11 protein-coding genes, 1 tRNA gene and 1 pseudogene are annotated in these 18,086 nt (G+C 71.0%); 10 read left to right on the top strand and 3 right to left on the bottom strand.

Annotation, left to right across the window (positions count from 1 at the left end; genetic code table 11):
• Nucleotides 1-220 precede the first annotated feature (220 nt).
• From AAH991_RS00400 to AAH991_RS40415, 3 genes and pseudogenes are all read left to right on the top strand, one after another.
• Complete coding sequence (locus tag AAH991_RS00400; RefSeq protein WP_346223913.1) at nt 221-640, top strand: XF1762 family protein; 420 nt, start codon at nt 221-223, stop codon at nt 638-640.
• Nucleotides 637-1,659: a DNA-methyltransferase gene (locus tag AAH991_RS00395; RefSeq protein WP_346223912.1), complete on the top strand. Its 1,023-nt coding sequence runs from the start codon at nt 637-639 to the stop codon at nt 1,657-1,659. The genes AAH991_RS00400 and AAH991_RS00395 overlap by 4 nt, the downstream gene beginning before the upstream one ends.
• A gap of 543 nt (nt 1,660-2,202) precedes the next feature.
• Nucleotides 2,203-3,300, top strand: a pseudogene (locus AAH991_RS40415) (recombinase family protein); the annotation flags it as partial.
• A gap of 466 nt (nt 3,301-3,766) precedes the next feature.
• Here the strand turns inward: AAH991_RS40415 and AAH991_RS00385 are convergent.
• Nucleotides 3,767-3,852 (bottom strand) — tRNA-Leu (locus AAH991_RS00385).
• A gap of 211 nt (nt 3,853-4,063) precedes the next feature.
• Here AAH991_RS00385 and AAH991_RS00380 point away from each other — a divergent pair.
• The 3 genes from AAH991_RS00380 (at nt 4,064) to AAH991_RS00370 (ending at nt 8,392) form a co-directional block, all read left to right on the top strand.
• Complete coding sequence (locus tag AAH991_RS00380; protein ID WP_346223910.1) at nt 4,064-5,359, top strand: M20/M25/M40 family metallo-hydrolase; 1,296 nt, start codon at nt 4,064-4,066, stop codon at nt 5,357-5,359.
• Nucleotides 5,360-5,470: 111 nt separating this feature from the next.
• Complete coding sequence (locus AAH991_RS00375) at nt 5,471-6,097, top strand: hypothetical protein (protein ID WP_346223909.1); 627 nt, start codon at nt 5,471-5,473, stop codon at nt 6,095-6,097.
• A gap of 204 nt (nt 6,098-6,301) precedes the next feature.
• Nucleotides 6,302-8,392 carry a chaplin family protein gene (locus AAH991_RS00370; RefSeq protein WP_346223908.1) on the top strand — a complete coding sequence of 697 codons (2,091 nt, stop codon included), beginning with the start codon at nt 6,302-6,304 and terminating at the stop codon, nt 8,390-8,392.
• A 336-nt stretch (nt 8,393-8,728) separates the two neighbouring features.
• Here AAH991_RS00370 and AAH991_RS00365 read toward each other — a convergent pair whose 3' ends face one another.
• Nucleotides 8,729-8,920 carry a DUF5703 family protein gene (locus AAH991_RS00365; protein WP_211592314.1) on the bottom strand — a complete coding sequence of 64 codons (192 nt, stop codon included), beginning with the start codon at nt 8,918-8,920 and terminating at the stop codon, nt 8,729-8,731.
• A 262-nt stretch (nt 8,921-9,182) separates the two neighbouring features.
• Here AAH991_RS00365 and topA point away from each other — a divergent pair, with 262 nt between their 5' ends.
• Nucleotides 9,183-11,861, top strand: coding sequence for a type I DNA topoisomerase (gene topA / locus AAH991_RS00360; protein WP_346223907.1), 2,679 nt, complete (start codon nt 9,183-9,185; stop codon nt 11,859-11,861).
• 60 nt (nt 11,862-11,921) lie between these two features.
• On the opposite strand, the gene AAH991_RS00355 is transcribed toward topA, so the two are convergent.
• The gene (locus AAH991_RS00355; RefSeq protein WP_346223906.1) at nt 11,922-13,073 is read right to left on the bottom strand and encodes a cellulose binding domain-containing protein; all 1,152 of its coding nucleotides are present in this window, start codon (nt 13,071-13,073) and stop codon (nt 11,922-11,924) included.
• Between the two features lie 255 nt (nt 13,074-13,328).
• Here AAH991_RS00355 and AAH991_RS00350 point away from each other — a divergent pair, with 255 nt between their 5' ends.
• From AAH991_RS00350 to AAH991_RS00340, 3 genes are all read left to right on the top strand, one after another.
• Nucleotides 13,329-14,639: a metallophosphoesterase gene (locus AAH991_RS00350; protein WP_346223905.1), complete on the top strand. Its 1,311-nt coding sequence runs from the start codon at nt 13,329-13,331 to the stop codon at nt 14,637-14,639.
• Nucleotides 14,640-14,790: 151 nt separating this feature from the next.
• Entirely contained in the window at nt 14,791-16,860 is a 2,070-nt protein-coding gene (gene tmk, locus AAH991_RS00345; protein WP_346223904.1) for a dTMP kinase, read from the top strand.
• A 6-nt stretch (nt 16,861-16,866) separates the two neighbouring features.
• The gene (locus AAH991_RS00340; protein WP_346223903.1) at nt 16,867-18,045 is read left to right on the top strand and encodes a DNA polymerase III subunit delta'; all 1,179 of its coding nucleotides are present in this window, start codon (nt 16,867-16,869) and stop codon (nt 18,043-18,045) included.
• Nucleotides 18,046-18,086: the final 41 nt, after the last annotated feature.

Below are 18,086 nucleotides of genomic sequence, written 5' to 3'. Positions count from 1 at the left end.
ATCCGGCTCTGAGGGCTCGCTCTCTGAGGGCTCTCTGAGTCGATGGCTATCCCTGGTCATGCGCCTCGGGCCGCCCGGCGGACCGGTGGCGCACGCATCCGGAGAAACGTGTCCCGACTAGACGATGGAAAGCAGGAATGACAAGAAGACAATCGCCAACGAGTGCGAGGGCCTGAACAGCCCGGAGCGTCTGGAGAATCGTCGGCTGGTGATTTTGCCGGTGCCGATTCAGACCGCGCGGGCATTCGTCGCCTGGACCCAGCCCCGCCTCGCTCCGTCGGCCGGTTCCGCGTTCGCTCTCGGTGCCCAGGCCGGTGACGGCACGCTCGTTGGTGTCGTGCTCATCAGCTGGCCCACCGCCGAGGTCTTCGACGATGGCGACACCGCCGAGGTCCTCGCCCTGGCCACCGACGGCACACCTGATGCTGGCCGGACGCTGCTCAGCGCGGCCTGGACTGCGGTCCGCGAGATGGGCTACCGGCGCCTGATCGCCTACACCCGCATCGAGGAATCCGGCACCGATCTGTGGGACGCCGGGTTCCGTGTCGTCCCCAGGCCACTCGGGTGGCACACCGCCGGTCGAGCCGAGGACGTTGCACGCGTCCTGTGGGCGGCCCGGGCCTTCGGGGGCGGCCGATGAGCGGGCTGCGTGAGCCGTACTGGCGTGAAGGGCAGACGGCGCTCTACCACGGGGACGCGCGCGAGGTGCTGGCCGAGATAGACGAGGGTTCGGTGGACTGCATCGTCACCAGCCCGCCCTACTGGGGGCTGCGGAACTACTGCGAGGGCCAGTACGGGCAGGAACCCACACCGGAGGCGTACGTGGAGAACCTGCGGGCCACCTTCGCCGAGGCCCGCCGGGTGCTGGCCGATGACGGCACCTGCTGGCTGAACGTGGGCGACTGCTACGCGGCCAACTCCGACGGCTGGTCCCGGGGCAAGGACTACAACCCGCGCCAGCCCGAGGTGCGGCCTAAGGCCCGGCTGGCCGTGCCGCCGAAGAACCTGCTCGGCATGCCGTGGCGGGTCGCCTTCGCCCTCCAGGAGGACGGCTGGATCCTCCGCAACGCCATCGTGTGGAGCAAGCCGAACGCGATGCCGCAGTCCGTCCGGGACCGGATGTCGAACCGCTACGAGCTGATCTTCCTTCTCGTCAAACAGCAGCGGTACTGGTTCGACCTCGACCCGGTCCGTCAGCCCTACACCGGCGACCGTCCGATTTCCAGGCGGGCACGAGCCGGGGGCAACAAGCCGAACAGCATCACGACGGCCTGGCCCCCGAGCGGCAAGTACGGGGAGGACCCGGCCGGCCCGCGGCACGGCGCGGCAATGCGGCCCACGGGTGAGCGGCATGCCGCCGCGCACCCCAACGGCAGGAACCCCGGGGACGTCTGGTCGATCCCCACCCGGCCCCTGCGAGCCGCGCACTTCGCGGCGTTCCCGGTCGACATCCCGCTCAGGGCCATTGCCGCCGGCTGCCGCCCCGGCGGCACCGTCCTGGACCCCTTCACCGGCAGCGGCACCACCGGCATTGCCGCCCGGCAACTCGGCCGGAAGTTCGCCGGCATCGAGCTCAACGCCGACTACTGCCAGCTGGCCCGAACCCGGCTCCTCGGTGCTGCGGGTGCGGCAATCCCGGCAGGAGGCGAGGGTGACTGAACAGCCACAAAGGGCCTGCTCAGGGCCTCCCAAAGCAGGTTCACTGCCTTACCCTGCAGGGTCTGGGTCAGCAGCGGCACTGCCGCGGCAGACAGGTCCGAAGAGAGGTGGTGAGTCAGGAGGTGGAGCCGATCAGGCGGGGCGCGAGTGCCATCGTGATCTGGGTGCGCAAGACGCGGCCTCCGCGGATGGCGTGCAGTCGGACCGCAACGAGATCGAGGTCGAACTGCCGGAGCTGCCTTCCCGGTTCCCTCCGGGGGTCGGACGCGCGCTGTTGCGGATCCTCCTGGACGTCCGTGCGGCACGTGCCCGCCCCAGCCCGGGCGGGTGACGGTCACCGCTTCCGCGCCCCTCCCTGAGGACTACGGTCACCCCTCCGTCGGTTTTTGACCTCCTGTCTTCACCGCCATACGGGCGACCTTCCGCTCTGGGAGGTCGCCCGCTCACCTTCAGCAGATTGGAGAAAGAGTGACATCGTTCGCCTTCTGGGGCCGGGTCTCCACGGAGGACCGGCAGGACCCGGAAGCGTCCCGAGCGTGGCAGATGCGCCGCGCACGGATGCTGATCGAGCCGCGAGGCGGCGAGATCGTCGCTGAGTACTTCGACGTCGACAAGTCACGATCCATCCCGCCCCAGCGTCGGCCTGAGGCCAGCGCCTTGCTCGCCGAGTTGAGGAATGCACGGCGGGCCTTCGAGGCGGTCGTCGTCGGCGAGCCCCAGCGGGCGTTCTACGGGAACCAGTTCGGTAACACCTTCGAACTGTTCAACCACTTCGGGGTGCCCCTATGGGTGCCCGAGGTGGGCGGCCCGATCGACCCGACCAACGAGGCGCACGAGCTGATCATGCTGATGTTCGGCGGAGTCAGCAAGGGCGAGCGCAACCGGATCAAGGTCCGGGTCCGGACGGCGATGGCCGCCATGGCGGAGATCGAGGGAAGGTATCTCGGCGGACGCCCACCGTACGGCTATCGCCTGATCGACTTGGGACCGCACCCGAACCCTGCCAAGGCCGCTGATGGCAAGAGGCTGCGCGGTCTCGACCTCGATCCCTACGCAGGCCCGGTCGTCCAGCGGATCTTCCGCGAGTTCCTCGAAGGCAAGGGACTGTTCGCCATCGCCGAAGGGCTGACCCGCGACGGCATCCCCAGCCCCTCTGCCCACGACCCGAATCGCAACCGCCACCGGTCCGGGATCGCCTGGTCCAAGAGCGCCATCCGGGCGATCCTCACCAACCCCCGCTACACGGGCCGTCAGGTGTGGAACCGGCAGCGCAAGGATGAGGTGCTGCTGGACGTCGAGGACGTCACACTCGGCCACACCACCAAGCTCCGGTGGAACGACTCCGAAAAATGGATCTTCTCCGAACGGGTCGTCCATCCACAGCTTGTGGATGACGTGTCGTTCCGAGACGCGCAGGACATGCTCGCCGGGCGGGGGCGCGGCTCATGCGAGCACGCCCCGCACCGCTCCCGCCACCCCTATGCCTTCAAGGGCGTCATGATCTGCGGCATCTGCGAGCGGAAGATGCAGAGCCAGTGGGTGAACGAGGCTCCCTACTACCGCTGCACGTTCCCGCGGGAGTACGCCCTGGGCAACAAGCTCGACCACCCGCGCAACGTCTACCTGCGTGAGGACGCCATCCTCCGGCGCGTCGACCGCTGGCTGTGCAAGGCGTTCGCGCCGCATCGTGTCGCCCAGACGATCGACGAGATGTACGTGGACCAGGCGGACACCGGGCACGACGCGAAGGCCGAGATCGCCAAGGCGAAGATCGCTCAGGCCGAGACCAAGATGGCCCGCTACCGAGCCGCGCTCGAAGCTGGAGGCGACCCGGAAGAGATCGGCAAGTGGATCGCCGAGGCCAAGGCCGAGCGGGTCAGGGCCGAGGCGGAACTCCGTACGACCACGAGGAGCGCCCGCATGTCCCGGGAGGAGATCACTGCCCTTGTCGCCGAGATCGGCGACATGGCCAGAGCCATCACCGAGGTCCCGACCGACCGCAAGAGCGAGGTCTACCAGCGCCTCGGCCTACGGCTGACCTACCACCCAGGCAAAGCAAAAGTGAGGGCCGAGGTGAATCTCAGCCCTCACATAGTGAAAAGGTTCGTGTCCGAGGGGGGACTTGAACCCCCATGCCCATCACTGGGCACTAGCACCTCAAGCTAGCGCGTCTGCCTATTCCGCCACCCGGACGTGGTGCCTCACGCAGGATCGTCATCCCGCGTCGGCGGATACAGGTTAGCACTCTCTCCGCCGTGCTTCATACCGGGAATCCGCCCCGCGCGGCTCGCGGCGGCCCGGGGGTGAACGTCACGCCCGTACGGCGGCAGGATGGAGGCGCGAGCCGTACGACGTGAAAGGGCGGGCCGGACCTCGGACGGATCCGCCGGCAGGAGGAGGCGCAATGACCCCACGCTACGGGGAGGACGAGGTCGCCGAGCTGTGCCGCGACCTGATCCGCATCGACTCGGTCAACGCGGGGGACAACGCGGGGCCGGGAGAACGTGAGGCCGCGGAGTACGTGGCAGGGAAGCTGTCGGAGGTCGGCCTGGAGCCGCGCATCCTCGAATCGGACCCCGGGCGGGCGAACGTGGTCGCCCGGGTGGAGGGCGCCGACCCGAGCAGGGACGCCCTGGTCCTCCACGGCCATCTGGACGTCGTGCCGTTCGACGCCGCCGACTGGACCCATCACCCGCTGAGCGGCGAGATCGCCGACGGGTGCGTCTGGGGCCGCGGCGCGGTCGACATGAAGGACATGGACGCGATGATCCTCGCCGTGATGCGGCAGCGGCTGAGCGAGGGGCGCAGGCCGCCCAGGGACGTCGTGCTCGTCTTCACCGCGGACGAGGAGGCCGGGGGGCACTACGGCGCCCAGTGGCTGGCCGAGCGGCACCCGGACGTCTTCGAGGGCTGCACCGAGGCCGTCGGCGAGGTCGGCGGCTTCAGCGTGACCACCGAGAAGGGCCGGCTGTACCTGATCGAGGCGGCGGAGAAGGGCATCGCCTGGATGCGCCTGACCGCCAAGGGCAGGGCCGGGCACGGCTCGATGCTCAACGACGACAACGCCGTGACCGAGCTCGCCGAGGCGGTCGGCAGGATCGGCCGGCACAAGTGGCCGGTGCGGCTCACGCCCACCGTGCAGGCGTTCTTCGAGGAGGTCTTCGGCACGGAGATCAAGGCGGAGGACGCGGAGGCGGCGGTGGCCACCCTCGGGCCGCTGGCCCGGATGATCGGCGCGACTCTCCGCAACACGACCAACCCGACCATGCTGCAGGCCGGGTACAAGGCGAACGTCATCCCCCAGATCGCGAGCGCGCACGTGGACGGCAGATTCCTGCCGGGTTACGAGGACGAGTTCTTCCAGACCGTGGACGAGCTGCTCGGGCCGAACGTGACCCGGGAGTTCGTCTATCACGACGTGGCGGTCGAGACCCCCTTCAAGGGCCCGCTGGTCAAGGCGATGGCGGACGCGCTGCACGAGGAGGACCCGGGCTCGCGGGCCGTTCCGTACACGCTGAGCGGCGGCACCGACCTCAAGGCGTTCAGCCGCCTCGGCATCAGCGGCTACGGCTTCGCGCCGCTGCGGCTTCCCGAAGACTTGGACTTCTCCGGGATGTTCCATGGCGTCGACGAGCGGGTTCCGGTCGATTCGCTCCGCTTTGGCGTCAGGGTCCTTGACCGTTTCCTCGATTACTGCTGAGAAAGCTCTTGCGATCACGTGCCGTGCCGCTACAGTAACTCTCCGTTGGGGGTTGGATCCGCTCCGGGTTGACCCGGCGGGCTGTTCGACTCAGCGGTTTGGGGAGGTCGCGTGACGCGCACGTCGCAGGAGCAGTGGGGGGCCGGCAGGCCCGCCGCCGCTCCCGGCGTGCGCGTCACGTCTCCCGGCTCCGTCGAGCGGGGCCGGATGGCGCGGTTCGCGGCCGGTTCCCGTCTGGGCCGCCTGTTGGTCATCGGCGGGCTGATCGCCGCCGGATGGCTGCTCGGCGTGATCTTCGGCGTCTTCGGCACGGCGACGTCCGTGGCCGGGGCCGCACCCTCACATGATGTCGCCGGGTCGGTTCTCCCCGACCGTCTCACAGGTCCGGACCTCGGGCTGACGTCCTCACCGGGCGCGGCCGGGTCCCATGGGGAGAGCACCGACGGTTTCCCCACGGCGGCAAACGACGTCTCGGTGAACGCCGAGGCGATGGCGGGGCGCACGGTCGACGGGCTCACGAGCCAGTCGAAGCCTCTGCTCCCGCCGCCCTCCACCGCGGATCACGCGCCCGCAGACCAGGGCCTGGTCCCGCAGTCGAGCGGTGGAAACATCCTGTTCGGGGATGTCGCGCGGGACGTGTTCGAACCGCGCTTCACCAAGCTGCCCGCCCCTCTGGCGGCGGTTGTTCCCCCGGTGGTCCGCACAGCGGCGGACGACCCGTCTTTCTCTCCTGACTGATCCCGCCTTCGTGCCGGTCCCCGTCGTACGGCGACCGGTGCCATCGCCTGCCCTCGCTCGTGGTGCCCGGGCGGCAGGCTCCCGCGGGTGACGCGGAATCTCCCATCCTCGTGACCGTCCACGGCTCCGCTGTGCTCATACAGCCTGGACATGCGTCGCGAGCTGTCAGGTAACCCCCTAGAAGAACCACTAGGAGCATCCATCATGCGAACGTGGGCGAAGGGCTCGGCTTCCGCGGCGTTTCTGGCCGCCGGCGTCATGGCCCTTGGCAGCGGTACGGCTTTCGCCGACACCGACGGCAGCCATTCCGTGCTCGGCGGCAACCAGGTCGACATCCCGGTGACCCTGCCGATCGACATCAGCGGCAACGCGGTGGCGGTCGTCGGCGAGTCCCGGGCCTCCTCCCTGGGCGGCGCGGCCGTGCAGGGCGCGGGCGTGGGCGCCGGGCAGAACAAGACCTCCGGAGCGGGCAGCATCCTCGGCGGCAACCAGGTGGTCGCGCCGATCAACGCCCCGGTCAACGCCTGCGGCAACGCGGTGTCGGTCATCGGGCGGTCCGACGCGAGCTGCCGCGGCGGCGCGGCGGTCAAGGGCTCGGGACAGCGCGCGAGCGCGGGCGGCAACCGCACCAGCGGCGTGCACAGCATCGGGGGCGGCAACCAGGTCGTCGCGCCGGTCACGGCGCCGATCAACCTGTGCGGCAACTCGATCGCCGTGTTCGGCGACGCCACCGCCGGATGCCGCGGCGGTGCCTTCGTCGGCGGCGGCCGTGACGGCGTCCGCGCCGGCGGCAACCGCACCAGCGGCCGTGGCTCGATCCTGGGCGGCAACCAGGTGGTCGTCCCGATCACCGCGCCGATCAACGTCTGCGGCAACTCCGTCGCGGTCATCGGCGAGGCGTTCTCGGGCTGCCACGGCGGCTCGTCCGTGGGCGGCTCCGGCGGCCACGGGGGTCACGGTCACGGCGGTCACGGTGGCCACGGCGGGTACGGCGGTCACCACGGGGGCGGTCACACGCACCGCCCCGGCTCGACGGGACACGACAACGACGGCCGCTTCTCGGTGGGCAGCGGCACCCAGGTGGTCACGCCCATCGTCACGCCGGCCGACGTCTGCGGCAACGGCTCGGGCAACTGCCAGGGCGGTTCCAAGCCCGGTCACGGCGGCAAGGGCGGCTACGGCGGTCACGGCGGCCACGGGCACGGAGGTCACGGGCACGGCGGGCACGGCGGCTGGTCCGGCGGCGGTGCGGGCGGCAACGTCACCAGTGGGGTGCACAGCGTCGGCGGCGGCAACCAGGTGGTCGCGCCGATCACCGTGCCGATCAACGTCTGCGGCAACGCCGTCGCGATCGTCGGCGACGCCTTCGCGGGCTGCCGCGGCGGCGCGACCGTGGTCGGCGGCTGGAACAAGCACGGCGGCCGGGGGGCCGGCGGCAACGTCACGTCCGGTCGTGGCTCGATCCTCGGCGGCAACCAGGTGGTCGCCCCGATCACTGCCCCCGTCAACGTCTGCGGCAACGCGGTGTCGGTCATCGGCCGGTCCCAGGCGGGCTGCCGGGGCGGCGCCTCGGTTCTCGGCGGCGGGGTCGGCGCGGGCGGCAACATCACCTCCGGCAAGCACGGGATCCTCGCGGGCAACCAGATCGTCGCCCCGATCACCGCGCCGATCAACGTCTGCGGCAACTCGGTCGCCGTGCTCGGCGACGCCGCCGCGGGGTGCCTGGGCGGCGCCCAGGTGGGCGGCGGCTGGAAGCACCACGGCTACCCGCAGCACAAGGCCGCCCGTGGCGCGGTCATGCCCGCCATGCCGGGCGCGTCGGTGCTGTCCGGCAAGCACACGGTGCAGCCGATGAGCGCCGCCGCCGCTCCCTCCGCTCCGGTCATCGGCGACCTGCCGAACATGCTCGGCCTGCCGGAGACGCCGAGCCTGCCCGGCGCCCCCGCGAAGAAGGGGAACAAGGGCGGCAGCACCCCGGCGGCCGTCTCCAAGGCCGGCGGCGCGCTCGGCGACGCGACCCGTACGCTGCCCACCCAGCAGACGCTGGAGGACGCGACCGCCTCGCTGCCCGTCGCCGACACGGCGCGCAGCCTCCCGACCGGCGACCTGAGCAAGAGCACCGGCGTGCTGCCGCTGGGCGAGCTGAGCAGCCTCAAGCTGATGAGCGCCGAGCAGCCCGTCGGCCTGACCGGGATGAACCCGGCCTCGTTCCTCGCTCTGGCCCTCGGCGCCATGTTCGCCGCTTCGGCGAGCCTGTTCGCCGTCACCCGCCGCTTCCGGTTCGGCCGCAAGTAGCCGTACGGCCGCGCGTGTCAGCGTGGGAACCCCTCCGGCGGCGACGGCCGCACGGATGTGACCCGGCGGCGCGCGGCTGACGGAGGCGAGGGATATCACTCGCCCGCGCCAGGGAGTGTTCGACAGATGCTCCCGGCGCGGGCGACCAGGACGCCTTCCCACCGCCAGTGGATGGAGGCACGAACGCTTTGCCCGTTCCGGGGGCGCGGCCCGGGACGGGCAAAGCTCATTTGCCGAGTAATCTTCACAAGACGGGTCGGCGCACGTTCGATGCGCGCGCCGACGGACCGGGAACGGCAAAGCCCTTTTGACCGTGCGCGTCCGCGTCCCGGCGGCTCACATGGTCCTGGCGGCCCGTATGATCTTCCGACGCAGCCGGACGCGTCTGCTGCCGTCGGGATAAAGGCGTAGCCGCTCCAGTTCCCAGTCTCCGTGCTCGGCATGCTCGGTGAGCATCTGCCTCGCCACCTCACGAGGGGTGTCCCGGGGGAGATACAGGTCCAGGTAGGAGTAGTCGAGCACAGCCATTGGTCTCCGGGGCGTGCTAGGGAACTCGTTGGGCTCTATTCTGCGTCTCCGTGGATAACAGCGCCAGGCGGGTTACATTCCCGGACATAACCGGGTAGCCCGAGGGGGAGGAACGTGCGGCGGCAGGTACCTTCAAAGCGGCGCCTCCTCGGCGCCCCAAGGGGGTAATCGCCTCCGGCCCGGACGACGAGGGTGTCATGAGCCGGGAGCACGAAGCCCGGCAGCACGGGGAATGACAGCGGACAGCGAGGTAGGAAGCAGCGTGCCAGCCAACAACGGCAACGCCGGCGGAACCCGCCTGGTGATCGTGGAATCGCCCGCGAAGGCGAAGACGATCGCCGGGTACCTCGGGCGCGGCTACATCGTCGAATCGAGCATCGGCCACATCCGTGATCTTCCGGAGAAGGCCGATGACATCCCGGAGAAGTACAAGAGCGAGGCCTGGGCCCGCCTCGGGGTGAACGTCGACCACGAGTTCGAGCCGCTCTATGTCGTGAACCCGGACAAGAAATCGCAGGTGTCCAAGCTCAAGCAGCTTCTCAAGGAGGCCGACGAGCTCTACCTCGCCACCGACGAGGACCGGGAGGGCGAGGCCATCGCCTGGCACCTGCGCGAGGTGCTCAAGCCCAAGATCCCGGTGCACCGCATGGTGTTCCACGAGATCACCCCGCACGCGATCAGGGACGCGGTCTCCAACCCTCGCGACCTCAACCTCCGCCTCGTCGACGCCCAGGAGACCCGGCGCATCCTCGACCGCCTCTACGGCTACGAGGTCAGCCCGGTCCTGTGGAAGAAGGTCAAGCCGCGGCTTTCCGCCGGCCGTGTCCAGTCGGTCGCGACCCGGCTGGTCGTGGAGCGCGAGCGGGAGCGGCTGGCGTTCACCGCCGCCAACTACTGGGACCTGCAGGCGCTGTTCGACACCGGCCGCGCCGGCGACGACCCCCGGACGTTCTCCGCCACCCTCACCGGTGTGGACGGCAGGCGCGTGGCCCAGGGCCGCGACTTCGCCTCCACCGGCAGGCTGAAGGGCTCCGACGTCCTCCACCTCGACGAGGCCGCCGCGAGGGCCCTCGCCGGCCGCCTCGAGGGTGTGTCCTACGCGGTGCGGTCGGTCGAGCGCAAGCCGTACACGCGCAAGCCGTACGCGCCGTTCCGGACGACCACCCTGCAGCAGGAGGCGAGCCGCAAGCTGGGCTTCTCCGCCAAGTACACGATGCAGGTGGCCCAGCGGCTGTACGAGAACGGCTACATCACCTACATGCGTACCGACAGCATCACGCTGTCGGAGACCGCCGTCGCCGCCGCCCGCGGCCAGGCGATCAAGCTGTACGGCTCGGCGTACGTGCCGGACAAGCCGCGCGTCTACACCAGCAAGGTGAAGAACGCCCAGGAGGCGCACGAGGCGATCCGGCCCTCCGGCGAGGAGTTCCGCACGCCGGGCGAGACCGGACTGTCCGGGGACATGTTCCGGCTGTACGAGCTGATCTGGCAGCGTACGGTCGCCTCCCAGATGAAGGACGCCGTCGGCGAGTCGGTGTCGGTCAAGGTCGGCGGCACGTCCAGCGCCGGCGAGAACGTCGAGTTCAGCGCCACCGGCCGGACGATCACCTTCCACGGCTTCCTCAAGGCGTACGTCGAGGGCGCGGACGACCCCTCGACCGACCGGGACGACTCGGAGAAGCGCCTGCCCACGCTGGCCGAGGGCGACCGGCTCACGGCGGCCGAGCTGACCGCGCTGGGGCACTCGACCAAGCCGCCCGCGCGCTACACCGAGGCGTCGCTGGTCAAGGAGCTGGAGGACCGCGAGATCGGGCGGCCTTCGACGTACGCGTCGATCATCGGAACGATCCTCGACCGGGGCTACGTGTTCAAGAAGGGCACCGCCCTGGTGCCGTCGTTCCTCGCGTTCGCCGTGGTCAACCTGCTCGAACAGCACTTCGGCAACCTGGTCGACTACGACTTCACCGCCGACATGGAGAAGGTCCTCGACGACATCGCCAACGACCGCGCCGAGCGGGTGCCCGAGCTGCGCAGGTTCTATTTCGGCGGCGGGGACGGCGACGAGGGCCTGAAGGAGATGGTCACCGACCTCGGGGAGATCGACGCCAAGGAGATCAGCTCGTTCCCGATCAAGGGGACGGACATCGTGATCAGGGTCGGCCGTTACGGGCCGTACCTCGACCGCGACGGCGCCCGGGTGAACATCCCCGAGGACATGGCCCCCGACGAGCTGACCGCCGAGAAGGCCGAGGAGCTGTTCTCGCGCCCGAGCGGCGACCGCGAGCTGGGCGTCGACCCGGCGACCGGCCGGACGATCGTGGCCAAGGACGGCCGGTTCGGCCCGTACGTCACCGAGGTCCTGCCCGAGGAGCCCGCGCCCGCGGAGGGCAAGAAGCGGACGAAGAAGGCGGACGTCCCCAAGCCACGGACCAGCTCGCTGTTCAAGACGATGTCGCTGGACACGATCACGCTGGACCAGGCGCTCAAGCTGCTCCAGCTGCCCAGGGTCGTCGGCGAGATCGACGGCGAGGAGGTCACCGCGCAGAACGGCCGGTTCGGGCCCTACATCAAGAAGGGGACCGACTCGCGCTCGCTCGCCTCCGAGGAGGACCTGCTCACGGTCACGATCGAGCAGGCCAAGGAGCTGTTCGCGCAGCCGAAGGCGCGCGGACGCGGCCGTGCCGCCGCCGCTCCGCCGCTGCGCGAGCTGGGCGAGGACCCGAACTCCAAGAAGCCGATCGTGGTGAAGGAGGGCCGCTTCGGCCCGTACGTCACCGACGGCGAGACCAACGCGTCCCTGCGCAAGGGCGACACGGTCGAGGACATCACGCTGGAGCGGGCGGCGGAGCTGCTGGCCGAGCGGCGGGAGCGGGCGCCCGCTCCCAAGCGCACGACCCGCGCCAGGACGACCGCCGCGAAGAAGCCCGCCACGAAGTCGTGATCGACGGCCCCGGGCGGCGGCCGACGGCCGCCGCCCGGGCGCTGTCCGCGCGTGCGCAGGTCAGGCCGTGGTGCATGTCGTGCCGTTGAGCGTGAAAGCGCTCGGCGGGGCGGAGACGCCGGTGTGGGAGGCGTTGAAGCCGATGCGCGTGGACGCGCCGGGGGCGAGGGTGGCGTTCCAGGGCAGGCTGGTGGCCGTGACCGTGCTCCCCGGGGCCTGGCTCCAGTCGGCCGACCAGCCCTGGACGATGCGCTCACCCGCGGACGGGAAGGCGAACCGCAGCGTCCAGCCCGAAATCGGCGTGGCGCCCGTGTTCCTGATCACCACATCGGCCGTGAGGCCCGTGCTCCACGCCGACTGGCTGTAGCCGACCTCGCAGGAGGCAGCGGGAGTCACCGAGGGGCTCGCTGGGGGTCTCGGCGACGGGCTGTAGGTGGGGAACCCCTGCTGGGCCACAGTGGTGATCGGGTCGGACGGCAGGCTGAGGTTGCCGGCCGCGTCCCTGGCCACCACCACGTAGGTGTACTTCTGGCCCGTCACCAGGTTGCCCTCCATGAAGTAGGGGGAGGACGTGGCGCCGGCCCGCACCCAGCCGGTCTCGGTCAGCCGGAAGACGACGTAACCGGTCACGCCGACGTCGTCGGTCGACGCCGACCAGCAGAACCCCGTGCCGGGGAAGTCGGCCACGCAGCCGTCGTGCAGCCCGGTGGGTTTGCCGGGCGGGGTGGTGTCTCCGGTGACCGGGCTCGGGCTGACCACCATGCCGGTCACCGCCTGCGCGTTGATCAGCGCCGTCGGCGGGCTGGTGTGGCCGTCGGCGTCCTTGGCCACGATGTAGAACGTGTAGGTCCGGCCGTACGCCAGGCCGCCCATCACGACGGTGGTGCCGGTGGTCGACGTCGCCTTGACGAAGCCGTCGGCCGTGAGCCGGTAGACCTCGTAGCCGGTGACGCCGACGTCGTCGGTGGACGCGCTCCAGCACAGGCCGACGTATCCCTCGGTGGTGCCCGCCGGCACCGGCGGCGGGCACAGCCGCACGTTCGGCGGCGTGGCCGGCACAGCCGGATCGCCGTTCGGCGACGGGCTCACGCTGGTCCGCGGGGTGGGGGAGGGCGTGGCGTCCAGCGCTGCGGCGGGCGTGCCGTGGAGCGCGATCGCCGCGACGGCCACCCCTCCTGCGGCCATCCAGGCCAGATGCCGGGGACTTCTCATGTGTCACCTCGTGTCGTCCGCCCCCGGAGATCTGCCGGAGGCATCGTCTCCAGGACGCTTCCGCCGCGATCGTCCGCCCGTTCTCCGCGGGGGGCAAAGATCACCGGTGGTGGTACGGCATGAGGCCGACTCGACGGTGAAAATTTCAGCGGGCGCTGATTCCCGCCGTCGCACCCGGAAACGCGGCTTCCGGTGTGAGCTCGTAGCATCGTCGTCGGCCGGCCCTTGATCGCCAGCCGGTCGAGGGGAGATCTCGTGGGGTTCGTGGGCATGATCCTGACGGCCGTGGTCGTCGTGCACTTCTACCTGTGGCGGCGGCTGGTCAGGGCGTCGACGACGCCGGGATCGCGTTCGCGCCGGGTGCTGACGTGGGTGCTCGTGGCCCTGGCGGCCCTGATGGTGGTGACCTTCGTCGGCAGCCGGTCCGCCGGTATGGACGTCGAGCGCGTCGTGGCCTGGCCCGGCTATCTCTGGCTGGCCATGATGTTCTACCTGTTCGTGTTCGGGCTGGTCATGGAGGTGCCCCGGGCGGTCGCGACGTTCCTCGTGTCCAGGCGCCGCCGTACGACGGCCCTGGCCGAGGGGGCCGAGGGGGAGGCTGCGCCGGTGGACGAGGCGGTCCTCGCCGGTGCGGCAGCCCAGGGAGGTTCCACCGCGCCCGGCACGCCCATGACCGGCAGGCCGGAGCCGGAAGGGACCGCGGCAGACGTGCCGGCGATCGACCGGCGGCTGTTCATCTCCCGTACGGCCTCCGCGGTCGTGGCCGCGGGTGCGCTCGCGACCGTGGGCTACGGCGTGACCCGCGCCCTCGGCGACCCGGTGATCGAGCGGGTGCCGGTCCGCCTGTCCCGGCTCGACCCCCGGATGAGCGGCCTGCGCATCGCGGTCGTCAGCGACATCCACCTCGGCCCGCTGACCGGCCGGGGCCACACCGAGCGGATCGTCCGGATGATCAACGGTCTGGAGGCCGACGCCGTGACGATCGTGGGTGACCTGGTGGACGGCACGGTCGCCGAGCTGGGCCGTCTCGCCACGCCTCTGAGGTCCCTCGAATCCCGTTACGGCGCGTATTTCGTGACCGGCAACCACGAGTACTACACCGCGGGAGGCCCTCTGGAATGGATCGAGGAGCTGCGCTCGCTGGGCGTCCGGCCGCTGCGCAACGAGCGGGTCGAGATCCGTCACGCGGGAGCCGTGCTCGACCTCGCGGGGGTCAACGACCTGAACGGCGTGCCGTCGGGCGACGGCCCGGACTTCGACCGGGCCCTCGGAGGCCGCGACGCGAACCGGCCCGTCGTGCTCCTGGCCCACCAGCCCGTCCAGGTCACGCAGGCCGCCGCCCACGGCGTCGACCTTCAGCTGTCCGGGCACACCCACGGCGGTCAGATGGCTCCGTTCAACCTGCTGGTGACGCTGCAGCAGCCCGTGGTGGCGGGGCTGGCGAGCGTGCCGCGCACGGGCGGCGGCGACACCCAGGTCTACGTCACGCGCGGCGCGGGCTTCTGGGGGCCGCCGGTGCGGGTCGGCGCGCCACCCGAGATCACCCTCGTCGAGCTGCGGGCCTGACCGCACCCCCGGAACGGGGAATCGGGCAGAACATTGCCGCCATCTCGACAGCGAGGACGAGGCGGACGTAATACCCTCAGGCGACGAGCAGGCCCCGGTGGCCCGTTCGTCCGTCTCCCAAGCCCAGCGAGCACCTGGATACGCTGACATCATGAGCATCCCTGGCCGTGCCGCCGCCGCGCGACGCAAGCAGCCGCACGTGCTGGCGAACGCGCCGTTCCGCCGGCTCTGGACGGCGATGGCGACGTGCAGCCTCGGTGACTGGCTCAACATCATCGCGCTGACCGCCCTGGCCGGTAACCTCACCGCCGGATCCGGCTTCCAGGCCCAGAGCCTCGCGATCGGCGGCGTCTTCGTCGCCAAGATGCTGCCCGCGATCCTGCTCGGCCCGCTCGCGGGCGCGGTGGCCGACCGGTTCGACCGCAGGCTGACGATGGTCCTCGCCGACCTCGCGAGGTTCGCGGTGGTGCTGTCGATCCCGCTGGTCGGCGCCTACCAGTGGGTGATCGTCGCGACGTTCCTGGTCGAGTGCGTGAATCTCTTCTGGGTGCCCGCCAAGGACGCCACCGTGCCCAACCTCGTGCCCAAGGAGCGGCTCGAGGAGGCCAACCAGCTCAACCTTCTCGTCACGTACGGCACGGCCCCCGTGGCCGCGGCGCTGTTCGCGATCGTGTCGGCCGTGGTGACGACGATCTCGGCGGCCGTCCCGTCGTTCACCGTCGCGGCCACCAGCGTGGCGCTGTACGCCAACGCGCTGGCCTACCTGGCCTCCGCCGCGATGGTCTTCACGCTGCGGGCCATCCCGAAGAACCACGTCAGGCACGTGACCGCGCCGTCGGTGCTCCGGCAGATCACCGAGGGCTGGCGGTTCGCCGGCGGCAACCGGATCGTGCGCGGCCTGATCATCGGCATGCTCGGCGCCTTCGCCGCCGGAGGCGCGGTCGTCGGTGTGGCCAAGGCCTACGTGCAGGCCATGGGCGGCGGCGACGCGGGGTACGGCGCGGTGTTCTGCGCCGTCTTCCTCGGCATGGCGTTCGGCATGTTCTTCGGCCTGCGGCTGCTGAAGGGGCTGTCCAGGCGGCGGCTGTTCGGGCTGTCGATCGTGCTCGCGGGGCTGACGCTGGCCGCCGTCGCGCTCATCCAGAACCTCGTGGTCGTCGTCGTGCTGACCGTGGTGCTGGGCGCCTGCGCAGGCATCGCCTGGATCATCGGCTACACGGTGATCGGCCTGGAGGTCGAGGACGGGCTGCGCGGCCGTACGTTCTCCTTCCTGCAGTCGCTGGCCCGGGTGGTGCTGCTGCTGGTCGTGGCGCTGGCCTCCACCCTCGCGGCGCTGTTCGGCGCGCACGTCGTCCGGATCGCCGGGCTCAGCTACCGCTTCGACGGCACCAACCTCGTGTTGCTCCTGGGCGCGCTGCTCGCGATCGCCGTCGGGGTGGTCGCGCTGCGGCACATGGACGACCGTCCCGAGGTCCCCATCGGGGTCGACCTGCTGAACGCCCTGCGCGGGCGGCGGTTCGTCCAGGAGGAGGAGGCGCACCCCGAGCGCGGGCTGTTCATCGCCTTCGAGGGCGGCGAGGGCTCGGGCAAGACCACCCAGTCGCGGCTGCTCGCGATCTGGCTGCGCGACCAGGGCTTCGACGTCGTGCAGACCCGCGAGCCGGGCTCGACCAAGGTCGGCATGCGGTTGCGGGCGATCCTGCTCGACGCCGCCCACCAGGGCCTGTCTCCGCGGGCCGAGGCGATGCTGTACGCCGCGGACCGGGCCGAGCACGTGGAGAAGGTGATTAGGCCCGCGCTGCGGCGCGGCTCGACGGTGGTCTGCGACAGGTACGTCGACTCGTCGCTGGCCTACCAGGGCGCCGGGCGGTCGCTCGACCAGGAGGACGTCGCGAGGATCAACAGATGGGCGACGGGCGGGCTCGTCCCCGACCTCACCGTGCTCATCGACGTGCCGCCCGCGGTCGGGCTGCGGCGGATGGCCTCGCCGGCCGACCGCATCGAGGCCGAACCGCTCGAGTTCCACGAGCGGGTGCGGCGGGAGTTCCGGGCGCTGGCGGCCGCCGCCCCGGACCGCTACCTCGTGGTGGACGGCACGCTCGACCAGCGGGAGGTGACGCGCCTGATCCAGGACCGGGTGCGGGAGATCCTGCCCGACCCGGTGCCGCAGGAGGCCGAGGAGGCCACCGGCACGATGCCCGCCATCCGCGACTTCGGATAGCCGCGCATGACCGTTTTCAGGGATCTGATCGGGCAGGACCGGGCGATCGACGTCCTGGGGCGGGCCGCGTCGGCCGCCGCGGAGGTCGTCGCCGGGGGCCGCGGCGCGGGCATGACCCACGCCTGGCTGTTCACCGGGCCGCCGGGATCGGGGCGGTCCACGGCCGCCAAGGCGTTCGCGGCGTCGCTGCTCTGCGCTCAGCAGGGGTGCGGCCACTGCGACGCCTGCCACCAGGTCGAGGTCGGCTCGCACCCGGACGTCACGTTCGTACGGCCCGAGGGGCTGTCGTACAGCGTGCGGCAGACCCGCGAACTCGTGCTCAAGGCGGCGGGGGCGCCCACGCTCGGCCGGTGGCGGATCGTGCTGTTCGAGGACGCCGACCGGGTGACGGAGGCGGCGGCGAACGCGTTGCTGAAGGCCATCGAGGAGCCGCCGCCGCGGACCGTGTGGCTGCTGTGCGCGCCCTCCCCGGACGACATGATCATCACGATCCGCTCGCGCTGCCGGGTCGTGACGCTGCGCACGCCCTCCACGGAGGCGGTCGCGAACGTGCTGGTGACCCGGGACGGAGTCGCCCACGACGTGGCGCTCGACGCCGCTCGGGCGGCCCAGGGGGACATCGGCCGGGCGCGGCGGCTCGCGCTGGACGAGGAGGTGCGGCGCCGCCGCGACGACGTGCTGTCGATCCCCCGGTCGCTGACCGGCGTGGCGGAGTGCATCACCGCCGCCGAGCGGCTGGTGAAGACCTCCACCGAGGACGCAGACGCGGCCACGACCGCGCTCAACGAGACCGAGACCGCCGAGCTGCGCAAGGTCTACGGTGAGGGCTCCTCGGGCAAGGGGCTCAACAAGGGCCTCGTGCGGGGCGGCGCGGGAGCCCTCAAGGAGCTCGAGACCATGCAGAAGTCCCGGGCCACCCGCATCAAGCGCGACTCCCTCGACCTCGCGCTGCTCGAACTCGTGGCGTTCTACCGCGACGTGCTGGCCGTGCAGTTCGGGGCCCCGGTCGAGCTCGCCAACGAGGACCGCAGGCACGAGGTGGAGACCATCGCCCGCGCGTCCACTCCCGAGCAGACGCTCCGCCGTACGGACGCGATCATGAAGTGCCGGGAGCGGCTGGCGGCCAACGTGAACCCGCAGATCGCGGTCGAGGCCATGACCCTCGCCCTCCGCTCGCCCGCGTAGGACGCAGGCAACCCCGGCGGGCGTACGGCGTCTCTGGTACA

Source organism: Microbispora sp. ZYX-F-249 (assembly GCF_039649665.1).
Taxonomy (GTDB): domain Bacteria; phylum Actinomycetota; class Actinomycetes; order Streptosporangiales; family Streptosporangiaceae; genus Microbispora; species Microbispora maris.
This window is presented reverse-complemented; position numbering and strand designations above follow the sequence as displayed.

Bases quoted from the DNA above. Each gene is read 5' to 3' on its own strand.
- AAH991_RS00365 (WP_211592314.1), bottom strand. From the start codon at position 8,920: ATGGCTGTGCTCGACTACTCCTACCTGGACCTGTATCTCCCCCGGGAC.
- AAH991_RS00340 (WP_346223903.1), top strand. From the start codon at position 16,867: ATGACCGTTTTCAGGGATCTGATCGGGCAGGACCGGGCGATCGACGTC.
- AAH991_RS00370 (WP_346223908.1), top strand. From the start codon at position 6,302: ATGCGAACGTGGGCGAAGGGCTCGGCTTCCGCGGCGTTTCTGGCCGCC.
- AAH991_RS00395 (WP_346223912.1), top strand. From the start codon at position 637: ATGAGCGGGCTGCGTGAGCCGTACTGGCGTGAAGGGCAGACGGCGCTC.
- AAH991_RS00380 (WP_346223910.1), top strand. From the start codon at position 4,064: ATGACCCCACGCTACGGGGAGGACGAGGTCGCCGAGCTGTGCCGCGAC.
- tmk (WP_346223904.1), top strand. From the start codon at position 14,791: ATGAGCATCCCTGGCCGTGCCGCCGCCGCGCGACGCAAGCAGCCGCAC.
- AAH991_RS00355 (WP_346223906.1), bottom strand. From the start codon at position 13,073: ATGAGAAGTCCCCGGCATCTGGCCTGGATGGCCGCAGGAGGGGTGGCC.